The organism is Pantoea sp. Sc1, from assembly GCF_000255315.1.
Classification (GTDB): Bacteria; Pseudomonadota; Gammaproteobacteria; order Enterobacterales; family Enterobacteriaceae; genus Pantoea; species Pantoea anthophila.
This window is the reverse complement of the sequence record NZ_AJFP01000002.1, coordinates 282,504-295,495: the sequence shown is the minus strand read 5'-3', so window position 1 is coordinate 295,495 and position 12,992 is coordinate 282,504. Positions and strand designations below refer to the sequence as shown.

Genomic DNA, 12,992 nt, shown 5'->3' with positions numbered 1-12,992 from the left:
GGGTGCGGCGTCGCTGCGCAGGCACTCAGCGACGCCGGGTATGATCGATGTTGAGCCGTTCTGCCGCCCGGACGAGATCGGTCAGCGAACGCGCATTCATCTTCTCCATCACCCGCCGCTTGTGGACTTTTGCCGTGATTTCACTGACGCCCATCTCGGCGGCAATCTGCTTGTTCAGCAGGCCACTGATTGCCAGCAGCATCACCTCACTTTCACGCGGGGTCAGCGTCTGATGTCGCTGCAGTAACTCACGCCGCTCCTCGGAGGAAGCCATATTCTGCTCAGCGATGCGTAAGGCTTCCGAGACCGCCTGCAATATACGGTCGGGATCGACCGGTTTGGTCAGAAACTCATACGCGCCGGTTTTCATCGCCCGCACCGTGACCGGAATCGTGCCGAAGCCGGTCAGAAAGATGGTGGGAATGGCATATCCGCGATCGATTAACGACCGGGCGATATCAAACCCATCTGCGTCCGGCAGATTAATATCCAGAATCAGGCAACAGGGCAGGGACGTCAGCGTATGCGCCAGAAACGCTTGCGCAGAAGAAAAAGCGATAACCGTGTAATCGTCAGCAATAAAGAGATTGCACAATGCAGAGGTCACTGCTGCGTCGTCGTCAACGATATATACGATGGGATTCATTGGAACCTCATTCCAGCCAGTTGTTTACTGGTCAGTTAATTAATCATGACGTACCAGAAGGCCCTGATGAGAAAGTCACGGGCAGGGTTAACAGGATATTACCATAACAATTATCATTATCATCCTTTTATTGCAGGGGCGCACTGATTCGGATAAATGGCTGATTGGTATGGCTAAATGATGAGCGCCCACGCCTGATATGATCGCGAATTTCACGGTGGGCAATATCGGGACAGGCTCAGTTCATCCTCCTGTTTATAACAGGCTGAGAGGAGTGACCAGCGGACAGGAGAATAGGACTTTTGCGGCATCATAATAATCCATAGAGCGGCCGAGACGATAAAATCGTTTCAGCCTTATTTCGTCTGAAATAATGAAGTGACGGTGCGTTATTACACTCAGTTAATAAGCGGTACGGTAAACCGGCACCTGTCAGATAAACACGGAGACGTTTTCTGCCGAAAAAAGCGTTATGCAAGGCAGGATAAAACGCGCGTGACGTTTCAGATAAATGGCTTCTCACTTTTTCATAGTTACAACATTCTTAATAAGAAGCCTGAACACCCTTCTTCAGCAGCGGCATGAATGTCGCTCAGCAGCGGAACCCCATTGAGCCGGGCATCGTCCGACGCCTGTCTCATCAGGCGCGCTGATTCTGTCTGGTAAAAAGTCATTACATTTAAAAAAAGCCTTAACTGTCAGCGATTAACCCGGATAAGCGTAGCCGTACAGATGGCGTAGTGGCTAATCCTCACTAAGCTTGTGAGGCAACCCTATAAATTCAGGGGTATTTTTCCAGCCGGAAGCTATTCGCAATGTCGCCATGGGGCTTATATGAGTGAAAATTACTGCACTATTGTTTTCAATGGTGAACGGATGCAGGGCCTGGCCGACCAGCCGCTGATCGATTTTCTGGATGCCCAGGGAAAAAAATTGCCTCATGTCTGTTACCATCCGGCGCTGTCGCCCTTACAGAGCTGTGATGTCTGCTGGGTGGAAGCCAACGGTGAGCGGGTGCGGGGCTGTACGCTGCGAACCGAAGAGGGCTTAACGGTGCAGAGTGAAGGCCAGGTGCTGGAGGCGATGCAGCAGGAGGGGATGGATCGCCTGCTTAACCGTCATGAACTCTACTGCACCGTCTGTGAACACAATACCGGGGACTGCACGCTGCATAACGCCGTGGCCGATATGCATATTCCGATTCAGTACTATCCTCATCAGCCCAAGCCCTACGCGAAAGATCACTCTAATCCGTTTTACACCTACGACCCTGACCAGTGCATCCTGTGCGGCCGCTGTGTTGAAGCGTGCCAGAATGTCGAGGTTAACGAGACGCTCTCCATTGACTACACCCAGGCGCACCCGCGTGTGCTGTGGGATGGCGGCACCGAAATCGCCGGCTCCAGCTGCGTCAGCTGTGGTCACTGCGTCACCGTCTGCCCCTGTAATGCGCTGCTGGAAAAAACCATGCAGCCCGATGCGGGGCCTTTTACGGCGATGGATGAAGGGCTGAAGCGCCCGCTTATCGACTTCGTAAAAGCGCTGGAGAACAGCATCGGCATGGAGCCGATCACCGGCGTTTCAAAAATTGATGTGGCACTGCGGCAGTCGGAAATCAAACGGACTAAAACGGTCTGTACTTACTGCGGCGTCGGATGCAGTTTTGAAATCTGGACCCGCGATCGCCACATCCTGAAAATTCAGCCGGTGGCAGAGGCCCCCGCCAACGGTATTTCGACCTGCGTGAAAGGCAAATTCGGCTGGGACTTCGTGAACAGTCCTGAACGACTGACCACCCCGCTGATCCGTGAGAACGGACGTTTCCGGCCCGCCAGCTGGGATGAGGCGCTGCAACGGGTGGCGGAGGGGTTGCAGGCCGTGGCGCGGCGTCACGGCGGGGATGCGATTGGCTTTATCGGCTCCAGTAAAGCCAGCAACGAAGAAGCCTATCTGACGCAGAAAATTGCCCGACTGATCTTCGGCACTAACAACGTCGACAACTCCTCCCGATACTGCCAGAACCCGGCGACAGAGGGACTGTTTCGCACGGTGGGCTATGGCGGTGACGCCGGCACGATTGCAGACCTGCAGCAGACGGAACTGATAGTCCTGGTGGGCAGTAACCTCTCTGAAAATCACCCGGTTATCGCCTCTCACATCAAACAGAGTCACAAACATCGCGGTCAGAAGCTGCTGGTTGTCGATCCGCGCCGTCATGAAATGGCCGAGCGTGCCGATTGCTATCTGCGCATCCGTCCCGGCACCGATCTGGTGTGGGCCTCAGCGATGGCGAAATATATGTTTGACCACGGTTATGCCGATGAATCGTTTCTGGCGCAGCGGGTTAATCAGGTGGAGGCGTACCGGGCTTCACTGGCTCCCTTTACCCTGGCTTTTGCCAGCGAGATCTGTGGCCTGAGCGAACCAGCGCTGATCGAAGCCGCAGAGATGATCGGCCAGGCGGGCAGTGCCTGTATTTTATGGGCGATGGGCATCACGCAGCACAGCCACGGCGCTGACACCAGCACGGCACTGTCGAATCTGCTGCTGGTCACCGGCAACTATGGCCGGCCCGGCACCGGTGGCTATCCGATGCGGGGCCATAACAATGTGCAGGGCGCCAGTGACTTTGGCTGTCTGAGTAATCTCTACCCTGGCTATGAGAAAGTGACCGATCCGGCAATGCGTGAAAAATGGGCGCGTGCCTGGGGCGTGGCACCGGAAGCGCTCTCCGACAAAGCGGGGGCCGATAACTTTAAAATGGTGAAAGAGGCCGGTGAGGGCACGATTCGCGCAATGTACATCACCGGGGAGGATACGGCGTTTGCCGATGCCGATTCCGCGTCGGTGCACGCTGCCTTCAGTAAACTGGAATTTATGGTGGTGCAGGACATCTTTATGTCGCGCACCGCTGAATTTGCCGATGTCGTCTTACCCGGCTGCCCGAGCGTCGAAAAAGAGGGCACCTATGTCAACACCGAGCGGCGTATCCAGCACTTCTCTCCGGCGATGAAACCCCTGGGTGACAGCCGGCCTGACTGGCAGATCTTCACCGAACTCGCCGCCCGTCTGGGCCACCCGTGGCACTATCCGAATCCCGGGGCGATCATGGCGGAGGCAGCAGGGATTGCAGAAATCTTTGCAGGCGTCAGCTATGAACAGCTGGTCGGCTGGCAGTCGCAGCTCTGGCCGGTGAGCGCGGCGGGCGAAAGCACTCCGCGGCTCTATACCGAGCGGTTTAACTTCCCGGATGGCAAAGCCCGGCTCTATCCGCTGAGCTGGCAGCCTCCCGCCGAGCAGGAGGATGCGGAATATAATCTGCTGCTGAATAACGGCCGGATGCTGGAGCATTTTCAGTCGATGAATCAGACCGGGCAGGGCGGACGCATGCTCTCACTCTCGCCCAACGCCTTTGTGGAGATCTCACCGGCGCTGGCGGCGTCGCGCAGCCTGACCGAAGGGGAGTGGGTGCGTATCACCTCGCGGCGCGGTTCGGTCGATGTGCCGGTTGTCATTACCGAACGCGTGGCCGGTCATATTCTCTTTATGCCAATCCACCACGGAAAGGATGGCGTTAATGCCCTGACCGGGGAACATCACGATCCTGATGTCAACACACCCGCCTATAAAGAGATTGCCGTCAATATGAAGCGCATTGACCGCCGGCCGCAGCCCGATCCGATGCCGCTTCACAACTTCCGGCACGGCAGCCGGACCCCACTCGATCATCTGCCCATTGAGCAAAAGTGGCAGCAGGCCGGCTATCGTGAGCCACCTGAACATGTTGAAAAACCGGAGAAATTTTAATGGCTGAACGGATAAAATATCAGGTCACGCCTGCGCGAACCGAACCGACCGCCAGAGAGGCGATGGATGAGCTGATTGAAAATCTCCACCAGCACGGTTTTCTGCGCCTGGCGAACGATCTGGTGAAGTCGAATAGCGAGGTGGGTAAGATTCTGGTGTCGGGCCTTAATCAGCCCGACACGCAGAATGCCCTTCAGAACATTTCGCTGCTGATGATGACGCTGGGCAGCGTACCGCCCGAGCGGTTCAATCATCTTTTGCAGGCAGTGCGTGAGGCGGCAATGGCCGTCAAACCGGCGCGGGAAGAGGCCCGTCAGGAAAAAGCCGCGCCGGGCATTCGCGGCATCATCCGTCTGCTCAATGATGAGGAGCTGTGGCGCGGCCTGCGACCTCTCCTGACGGCGCTGGATGTCTTCTCTCAGCAGATCGACAGGGAAGAGGAGAAGCCCATCACCCGTTTCAGCGGCAAACCGAGCCGGGAATAGTGCTTCCCGGCTGGCTCAGCGGGTCGGCGTGTAAACCAGATGACCCGCGATCCCACCGGCACCGCCATCTTTGGGGTGATTCATGCCATCGGAGACCGGCACGTCGGTGAAATCAAAGGGCGAAACCCCGTCCAGGCAGGCGACGTTCACGCCGAACTGATCGGGTTGCGAGCGGCTCTGATGGAAGGTGTAGATGCCGCAGATCGAGCAGAAGTAGTGTCCCACCTGTTTGCTGTTAAAGCGATATTCGGTGAGCTGCGCGTCACCCTGCGTTAACGCCACGTTAGTGGCAAATACCACGACTGCGCCGCGCATGCGGCAAAATGAGCAGTTGCAGCGGCGCACCGTGTTAAACCCATCTTTCAGCGTCACCCTGAATGCCACTGCGCCACAGTGGCATTGAGCCGTTAGTTCTTCGTGCATTGCCTTCTCCCGTGTCGTAATTCCAGCCAGCTTTCAGCCTACGCCAAAGCCTGAGTTTTGGCAGCCTCCGCGCCGGATTTGTTGCTAACACGGAGAGCGGGGGTGGTCAGCGCGGGGTAAAGTGGCTGCTGAGAGTGAACGCCGTCGCGGTTACCTCTCCAGCCTGACCCAGCGGCGGCCCGCCAGCACCGTCAGAGCCACGATGGTCAGGCCTGCGGCCAGATGCATGGAGAAGTCGATGGCATGCAGGTGGGTTTCATGGCATAGCGACAGCAGCATAGATGAGGTGAATGCGCTGCTGCAGCCGGTCAGGGCCAGACTGCGCGCCGGATGGAGTGATCGGGTGCGCTGCAGGGCAACCACGGAGATCAGCATCATCGGCACACTGGCAGAGAGCATAAACAGATAGCAGTGTATCCCTTCACCAAACCGGCCTGCTGCCGCTGGCGGTTCCGACGATGACATGTTGATCAGATTCAGCGCCAGCCAGATCGCCGTCAGCACCGCCGAACCGCGCAGGCTGAGGGGTTTCCTTCCCGCAATGCTCAGTGTAAAGGCTGCCGCCAGCATGTTGCCCGCGATGATAAGTGACAGCACCAGGCCGGCAAGCGCCAGTAACGCGCCGGGCTGTGACCAGTCTGTCTGCCTGGTGTGAAATGCCCAGCTGCTCAGCGCACCGCATGGCAGGGCCAGCGCGATCCAGCCCGCCACCCGCCAGGGTGTTGGCCACACCCGTCGTACCGGCTGCGCAGAGGCGCTGAGCTGATTGATTAACTGGTCATGATTTTTCATGATGACCCCGTCCATATTTACGAAGATTAACCATTGCGCGATGCAACAGGGATTTAACCGCAGAGAGCGACTGATGCGTTTCAGCGGCCGCCTGCGCCAGGCTCTGCTCACGCAGATGTACGGATTCAACAATTTCCCGCTGACGCAGCGGAAGGGTTTCCAGATAACCCGAGAGGATATCGGCATCCGCGGCGGTGTCAGCCCCTGCAGCAGGCTGGCGTTGCAGCACCTCCTCATCCTGGACTTCCTGACGTCGGCCATGCTGACGCAGCGCATCAATGGTCCGGGCAGCGGTGATAGCCGCTACCCAGGGAAGGATAGGCCGCTGCGGATCGTAGGTATGCCGCACCCGGTGGATCGCCAGCAGCGTCTCCTGAATCACATCCTCAACCAGGGCCTCGTCGCGGATTTTTTTGCACACCAGTGCCCGGATGGCCGGAACCATCGCTTTCAGTAACTGGTTATAGGCCGCTCTGTCGCCCGCCTGTGCGCGTGCCATCAGCGCTGGCCACTGCTGTGCGCGCCGATCAGTTTCTGGCATCGGACATCAGCCGGTCAGCGCCCCGGGCGCGCGTTTTATTAGTTGTCTCAGGTTTTCTTTCCTTTTTCCGTCGCCTTATCCAGCGCTGATATGACAATCCCCGGCGTCAGCACCTGTGGCAGCACTTCCGGTTTCCCCCCGTCAGCCGGGTAGACCACGTAGAGCGGGAGTCCGCCACGACCGAAGTCGCTGAGTGCCTGTTCCACATCAGGATTGTACTGGGTGGAGTCCGCCACCATGTAGATCGTACTGGTGCGCGCCATCGCGGCTTTTACCGCCTGCGTCGACAGCGAGGTGCGGTCGTTGACCTGACAGGTGATACACCAGGAGGCCGTGAAGTTCACTAAAATGGGCTTGCCCTGGCCTTTGATCGCGTCAACGTTTTGCGGTGACCAGGCAACGGCAGCGGCCGCCTGTGAGGCGGTATCTGTGTCGGCAGGCGCGGCGGCAAAACTGTTAAGGTTCATCAAAGGCACCACGACCAGCGCGAGAAAAAACGCGGTGGCAACATGCAGCAGCCCGTGACGCTGATCCATCATACGGCGTTTCTGCGCCATGCCATACAGCCACGCTGCAAAACTCAGCAGCAGGCAGCAGGCCAGAATTGCGGCCAGAGCGGCTGAGCCTGCCTGACGTTCCAGCACCCAGATCAACCAGCCCACCGCGCCGAGCATCGGGAAGGCCAGGCCCTGTTTGAGCGTGTTCATCCAGGCGCCCGGTTTTGGCAGAATCCGCGCCAGTACCGGGAAAAAGGAGATCAGGGTGAAGGGGGCAGCGAAGCCCAGCGCCAGCGCGATAAAGATCACCAGGCTGACCAGCGGGGGCTGCGTCAGCGCGTAGCCTACTGCGCTCGCCATAAAAGGTGCGCTACAGGGCGTGGCGACGATAATAGCCAGCGCGCCGGTCAGTGCCGACCCCACCAGACCACCGCGGTCGCTTCCCACGCCGCCAACCCGCTGTATCGACAGCCCGACTTCAAACAGTCCGAGCAGGTTCAGCGCCGAACCCAGCATCACCAGAATCAGGGCAGCAATGACCAGTGGCGATTGCAGCTGAAAGCCCCAGCCCACCGATGCACCGCCTGCCCGTGCCAGCAGCAGCACCGCCGTCAGGGCGACCATGGTCACCACGACGCCCAGCAGAAACGCCACGCCCTCCGCTCTGGCGTGCGAAGGGGTGGCATGATGGCGGATCAGGCTCAGCGCTTTCAGTGAAATCACCGGAAACACGCAGGGCATGAGGTTCAGTATAATGCCGCCCAGAAAGGCGGCTGCAATCGCAGTCAGCATGATTTACCTGCTCAGATGATGAAGTTATGCCGGGTTGGCCTGACGATATTTCTTAACGGCATCCATGGCTTTCTGGATATGCGCGTCAGGGTTTTTATCGGTGTAGCTCAGCAGGATTTTTCCATCGGGCGCGATGACGTAAGAGGTGCGGTCTGACACCTTCTGCCCCTTCATCTCCATCGTGCTCTTATACTCTGCGGCAACTTTCGCACCCGGATCGGCGGCAACGGTAAACTTGTCACGGCACTCAAGCTGAGAGAACTTCGCAATCTGATCGGTGTTACCCGCGGTCACGCCAATGACGGTCGCACCCAGTTTACTGAACTCGTCGGTCGCTTCAGCAAAATCGTGCGCTTCCAGCGTACAGCCCGCACTGAAGGCCGCAGGGAAAAAGTAGAGCACAACCGGGCCTTTTTTCAGGGCCTGTTGCAGTGAAAAGGTGGTGGATTTACCCGCGAGGGCCGCATCCAGTTTAAAATCTGGCGCTTTCTCTCCAGCCTGTAATGCCGCAAAGGCGGAGGTTGCCGGAACGCTAAGGGCCAGCAGCGTCGCGACAGCCAGGGTTTTCAGGGTCTTTTTCATTGGCTTTACTCTCTCCATTGACGATCAGACGGGGTTGTCTGACGTCCCTGTTAACAGGTTCGTTTAAAAACGGAAAAAGTTGCGGCGTCTGAAAATTTTTTTATCGTTTTTTTAATCCACTGTTATCTGCCGGTTATGCGAACAGTGCGTGTCACACGCTGAATCGAGTAAAGCCAGGCAAGTTCAATTTCACAAAATCCGTCGTGATTATTCATTTCCGGACGCTTTTTATGTGATTCAGCCCGCATTACTGTCGCTAAAACAGAGCCATTTCACGTCAGGTGAGCATCGTCACGTTTCTTTTAACCTTCAGTCAGTAAATTTTACTTATGTTATGAAAAAACGATTCAGCTAACGGAGCTATAAATGAAGATTAAACTGGCGTTAACGGTACTGGCGGTGCTGGTTTCAGGTTCTGCTGCGGCAAAAACCTGGGTGCTGACGAGTGCTGAACAGGGCACTGAGCAGGGAAACTGGCAGATTTCCAGCGGTGAGCTGAAGTTGCAGGGTAAACCGTTCAGCATCGAACAGAAAGTGCTTCATGGCGGTAAGCAGGAGGGCAGTAAGATCCTGACGATTCGCAGTCAGGATGGCCTGACCATTACGCTGAGTCCGACCCGCGGGATGAATCTGTTGCGCGTGGAAGGTTTTGGTTCCCGTATGGGCTGGGATTCTCCCGTGAAAGAGGTGGTCAACCCGGCTTACATCAATCTTGAAAGCCGTAATGGCCTGGGCTGGCTGGATGGCTTTAATGAGATGATGGTGCGCTGCGGCTATGAATGGACCGGTCATCCGGTGACGGACGAAGGGCGCATCTATACGCTGCACGGCAAAGCCGGTAACACACCCGTCTCTCAGCTGGAAGTTGAGGTGGCTGACGCGGCACCCCATGAGATCCGCATTCGGGGTCTGATTAAAGAGAGCACCTTTAAGAAAGCCGATTTGCAGACCCTGACCGAACTGCGCTATGTGCCGGGCAGTAACAGCTTCAGCCTGCATGATGTGCTGACCAACCATGCTGACTATCCGCACGACTATCAGATCATCTATCACAGCAACTTCGGCACGCCGATTCTGGAAGAGGGCGCACGCTTCCTGGCACCGATGTCCGGTATCAGTCCGTTCAACGACTATGCCAAAGCCGGATTAAAAGAGTGGCAGACCTATAAAGGTCCGACCAAAGATTTTGATGAGATGGTGTTTAACATCAAGCCGCTGTCGGACAGCAATCACCAGACCGTTGCCGCAGTCATCAATAAAGCCGGGACGGGCGGTGCCTCAATTCAGTTTGATACCCGCCAGCTGCCGCTGCTGACCCTGTGGAAAAATACCGACACCCTGAAACAGGGTTATGTCACCGGCATTGAACCCGGTACCAGTTATGCCTATCCGGTGACGATTGAACGTGAGCAGAAGCGCGTGAAGCAGCTGCAGCCGGGTGCCAGCACCGCGTTTGATCTGACTTACACCCTGCTGCACAGCAGCGAGCAGGTCAGTGACGTAGAGAAACGCATCAGGAGCATTCAGGGCGAGACGAAGATTGACGAGAGCGAGACGCCGATCGCGAAAGAGTAACGCGTGATTCTGACCCCGGCTAAATTGCCGGGGTTTAACGTTATGTATCAGCAGTGCCATTGCGAGAGCACACCGTTGGCCGATGCAAAGTTACTTATTCGGCAAAATTGCCGGAACTCATGAAGCCGAAAGTTGATGGGGAAAGATAACTCTGAAATACTAATAGTTATTAACTGATAGTAACCCGGAGGGAGTGTCATCATGCCAACAAGCGTAGCCCTAAGCCCTTATTTTGAAGCATTTATACGAGACCAGATAGAAAGCGGGCGATATAACAACACCAGTGAAGTGATCCGTGCGGGACTCAGAGCGCTTGAAGAACGTGAGCAACAGATGAAACTTGATGCTCTGCAAAAAGCAGTCAGCGCTGGCATAGAGAGCGGCGAGAGTAAAAACGCGGAAGAGGTGTTTAGTCGCCTTTCGCAGAAATATCGGCGGCAGGCCGAGGGTGGTAAAGCGTAATGAAACTGGGTCTGTCGCCTCTGGCAGAACAGGATCTGGAGGCCATCGGTGACTATATTGCGCAGGATAACCCGATCCGTGCGATAAGTTTTATGGAAGAACTGTATCAGCAGTGTCTGCTGATAGCGGAGTCCCCAGCTATCTACCGGGAAAGACCGGAACTGGGTCAGAGCATCAGAAGTTGTGCTTACGGACGATATCTTATTGTGTTCAGGGTGATGGATTACGAAGTACGTATAGAAAGATTTCTGCATAGCTCGCGGGATGTTATTACGCTTTTATCTGAGCGGGAGCCGCCAGAAAGCTAATTTTGACCGGACTAACTGAGTACATCACCGCTGAAATTAATCATAAAAACTCTTCCGGAGTAGTAACGCTACTGCCTCCATGTGACTAAAGAACCTGAACAGCAGGTGAGTTGATGTCGCATCGACCCCCCTGAATGTCTGAGAGACCCTATTTAACATAAGATAGATTATGCGCATTTAGCGGCCATCTGATTTTATGCCTGCGGCAACGCTGTCTCGTGCAGATGGCGCCATCGTATATTGCCATCATCCTCTGATTCAAACACCACCGTAGAAAAACGGAGTGTGGCGCTTTGTCCGGGAAGCTGCTGCCACTCTTTATAGACGACGGTGGCAGATTTTTCGCCTTCAGCAATGACCTGCATATCGCCGATATCAATGTTCAGACCCGGTCTTGCCCCGCGCTGCGTGCGGAAAAAAGTGTTCAGAGCAGCAAAGTCCATCACGGCGCCGCCCGGTGTCACCATGGAGAACGCAGGACTAAAACGGCCCAGCAGTTTCTCGCAAACGTCATCGTGAGCCGCTTCATCGCCGAGCCAGCGGCTGATCAGCGTATGGGCATCCAGAACTTCCTGACAGTAACGGTTCATTTTTCACTCCTCATTAAGTGTACTGACAACCTTTTGATTTGAAATACGAAAACAGCACAGCACAGGGATGACAGCGCTGCATGCCGCTATAACAAAACAGAGATGATAAGCGCGCATCACCGGGAAGCCTGTATTCACCAGCAGGTTAAACAGCAGGCTGACCAGTGTGACACCCAGGCAAAAACTGAGTTGCCGGTTGATATTCCATATGGCACTGGCATCAGCCAGATCGTTATGGGTGATTTGAATAAATGCAGAACTCTGAGCCGTGCTGCTACACAAGCTGCCACCCAATCCCATCAACGTGAATGCGATGACAAAAACAACGGCATCTGCTGTCTGGTCTGTCATTGCCAGCATGCCAATACCTGCAGCCTGCACCAGACATCCAGCGATAAACAGCGGGCGCGGTCCCCAGAGGTTAAATCGCCTGCCGGTCAGACTGATGGCGGCAAAGGAAGCCAGTGACCATGGCAGCATCAGTGCGCCCGCAAAGCCTGCGTGCATAGCGAGCTGGTTTTGCAGATAGAGCATGGTGAGCATACTGACCCCGGTGAACACCCCGGGTATGAACTGATAAATCAGCATGGCGGTCTGCAGAAGCGGCTCCCTGACAAGGTGCAGGTTAATCAGGGGATGGCGCTTTCCCAGCGCGTTCTTCACGTAGCCAGCCAGCGTTATCACACCCATTAGCAGCATCCCTGCCCCCTGAGCAAAGCGGTCAGCTTCACCCAGCACGGTCAGTCCGAGAAGGATCAGCGTGAGTGCGGTACAGCTGCTGATTAAACCCACCAGGTCCAGAGCTTCAGATGATTCCACCACCCTCTCTGCTTTCAGCCAGCATGCCGCCAGGACAAACGCCACACCCGCGAGTGGCAGGCTGATCAGGAACACCCAGCGCCAGCTCAGGCTCTCCACCAGCACACCCCCCAACAGAGGCGAAAGTGCAGGTGCGAGCAAAGCTACCAGCATGACGGCAGACGATAACTTTGCGCGTTCACTGCTCCTGTAGAGCTGATAAGTCATCGTCTGACCCAGGGGGATCAACAGTCCACCACCGAGGCCCTGGATGAAACGCCATAGGATGAGCTGAGCCATTGAGGTTGATGCGCCTGTGCCACAGGTGCCAGCCATAAAAACCAGCAGTGAAAGCATAAACAGGCGTCTGGACCCTATACGTCTGGCCAGCCAGCCACTCAGCGGGATGACCAGTGTCAGACCCAGGATGTAACCATTACTTATCCAAGCCAGCTGGCTCACCGGTGCATCAAACTGTCTGCCGATCTCAGGGTATGCCACATTGGCGATAAACATATTCACTAAGTCGACGAAAAAACCCAGCAGGTAAAGGCTGGCCACGCGCCCGCGATAACTCATATTTTTTCCGGCGTAGAGAACAGGAGGCACGCAGTATAGGGGGAGCCAGTATGGGGATAAATTCACTCCCGCTTGTTACACTGTCAAAATTATTTTGACAATGGTCTCACCCAAA

The 12,992-nt window shown here is 55.9% G+C and carries 13 protein-coding genes; 5 read left to right on the top strand and 8 right to left on the bottom strand.

The features are described from left to right. Window positions 1-25 precede the first annotated feature (25 nt). Entirely contained in the window at window positions 26-646 is a 621-nt protein-coding gene (locus S7A_RS19220) for a response regulator transcription factor (protein ID WP_009092998.1), read from the bottom strand. Window positions 647-1,480: 834 nt separating this feature from the next. Between S7A_RS19220 and fdhF the strand changes: the two genes are divergently transcribed. Together fdhF and S7A_RS19210 are read left to right on the top strand one after the other, a co-directional pair. Then, window positions 1,481-4,453, top strand: a complete 2,973-nt coding sequence (fdhF, locus tag S7A_RS19215; RefSeq protein ID WP_009092997.1) for a formate dehydrogenase subunit alpha — start codon at window positions 1,481-1,483, stop codon at window positions 4,451-4,453. After that, window positions 4,453-4,938 (top strand): DUF1641 domain-containing protein, encoded by a 486-nt coding sequence (locus S7A_RS19210; protein WP_009092996.1) that lies wholly within the window; start codon window positions 4,453-4,455, stop codon window positions 4,936-4,938. Before fdhF ends, S7A_RS19210 begins: the two co-directional genes overlap by 1 nt. Before the next feature lie 15 nt (window positions 4,939-4,953). Here the strand turns inward: S7A_RS19210 and S7A_RS19205 are convergent, their stop codons facing one another. From S7A_RS19205 to S7A_RS19185, 5 genes are all read right to left on the bottom strand, one after another. Further along, the gene (locus S7A_RS19205; protein WP_033736762.1) at window positions 4,954-5,361 is read right to left on the bottom strand and encodes a GFA family protein; all 408 of its coding nucleotides are present in this window, start codon (window positions 5,359-5,361) and stop codon (window positions 4,954-4,956) included. A gap of 150 nt (window positions 5,362-5,511) precedes the next feature. Continuing rightward, entirely contained in the window at window positions 5,512-6,153 is a 642-nt protein-coding gene (locus S7A_RS19200; RefSeq protein ID WP_009092994.1) for an NrsF family protein, read from the bottom strand. Continuing rightward, the gene (locus S7A_RS19195; RefSeq protein WP_009092993.1) at window positions 6,140-6,694 is read right to left on the bottom strand and encodes a sigma-70 family RNA polymerase sigma factor; all 555 of its coding nucleotides are present in this window, start codon (window positions 6,692-6,694) and stop codon (window positions 6,140-6,142) included. Before S7A_RS19195 ends, S7A_RS19200 begins: the two co-directional genes overlap by 14 nt. A 47-nt stretch (window positions 6,695-6,741) precedes the next feature. Continuing rightward, window positions 6,742-7,983 carry a protein-disulfide reductase DsbD gene (locus tag S7A_RS19190; RefSeq protein WP_009092992.1) on the bottom strand — a complete coding sequence of 414 codons (1,242 nt, stop codon included), beginning with the start codon at window positions 7,981-7,983 and terminating at the stop codon, window positions 6,742-6,744. A gap of 24 nt (window positions 7,984-8,007) precedes the next feature. Next, entirely contained in the window at window positions 8,008-8,565 is a 558-nt protein-coding gene (locus S7A_RS19185; RefSeq protein ID WP_009092991.1) for a peroxiredoxin, read from the bottom strand. Window positions 8,566-8,931: 366 nt separating this feature from the next. Here S7A_RS19185 and S7A_RS19180 point away from each other — a divergent pair, with 366 nt between their 5' ends. The 3 genes from S7A_RS19180 (at window position 8,932) to S7A_RS19170 (ending at window position 10,910) form a co-directional block, all read left to right on the top strand. Further along, on the top strand, window positions 8,932-10,140 hold the full coding sequence (locus tag S7A_RS19180) for an aldose 1-epimerase family protein (protein WP_009092990.1): 1,209 nt from the start codon (window positions 8,932-8,934) through the stop codon (window positions 10,138-10,140). Between the two features lie 201 nt (window positions 10,141-10,341). Further along, window positions 10,342-10,602 (top strand): type II toxin-antitoxin system ParD family antitoxin, encoded by a 261-nt coding sequence (locus S7A_RS19175; protein WP_009092989.1) that lies wholly within the window; start codon window positions 10,342-10,344, stop codon window positions 10,600-10,602. Beyond that, entirely contained in the window at window positions 10,602-10,910 is a 309-nt protein-coding gene (locus tag S7A_RS19170; RefSeq protein WP_009092988.1) for a type II toxin-antitoxin system RelE/ParE family toxin, read from the top strand. The genes S7A_RS19175 and S7A_RS19170 overlap by 1 nt, the downstream gene beginning before the upstream one ends. 194 nt (window positions 10,911-11,104) lie before the next feature. Here the strand turns inward: S7A_RS19170 and S7A_RS19165 are convergent, their stop codons facing one another. Both S7A_RS19165 and S7A_RS19160 read right to left on the bottom strand, forming a co-directional pair. Continuing rightward, complete coding sequence (locus tag S7A_RS19165; RefSeq protein WP_009092987.1) at window positions 11,105-11,500, bottom strand: hypothetical protein; 396 nt, start codon at window positions 11,498-11,500, stop codon at window positions 11,105-11,107. Window positions 11,501-11,503: 3 nt separating this feature from the next. Further along, window positions 11,504-12,877 (bottom strand): MFS transporter, encoded by a 1,374-nt coding sequence (locus tag S7A_RS19160; protein ID WP_009092986.1) that lies wholly within the window; start codon window positions 12,875-12,877, stop codon window positions 11,504-11,506. Window positions 12,878-12,992: the final 115 nt, after the last annotated feature.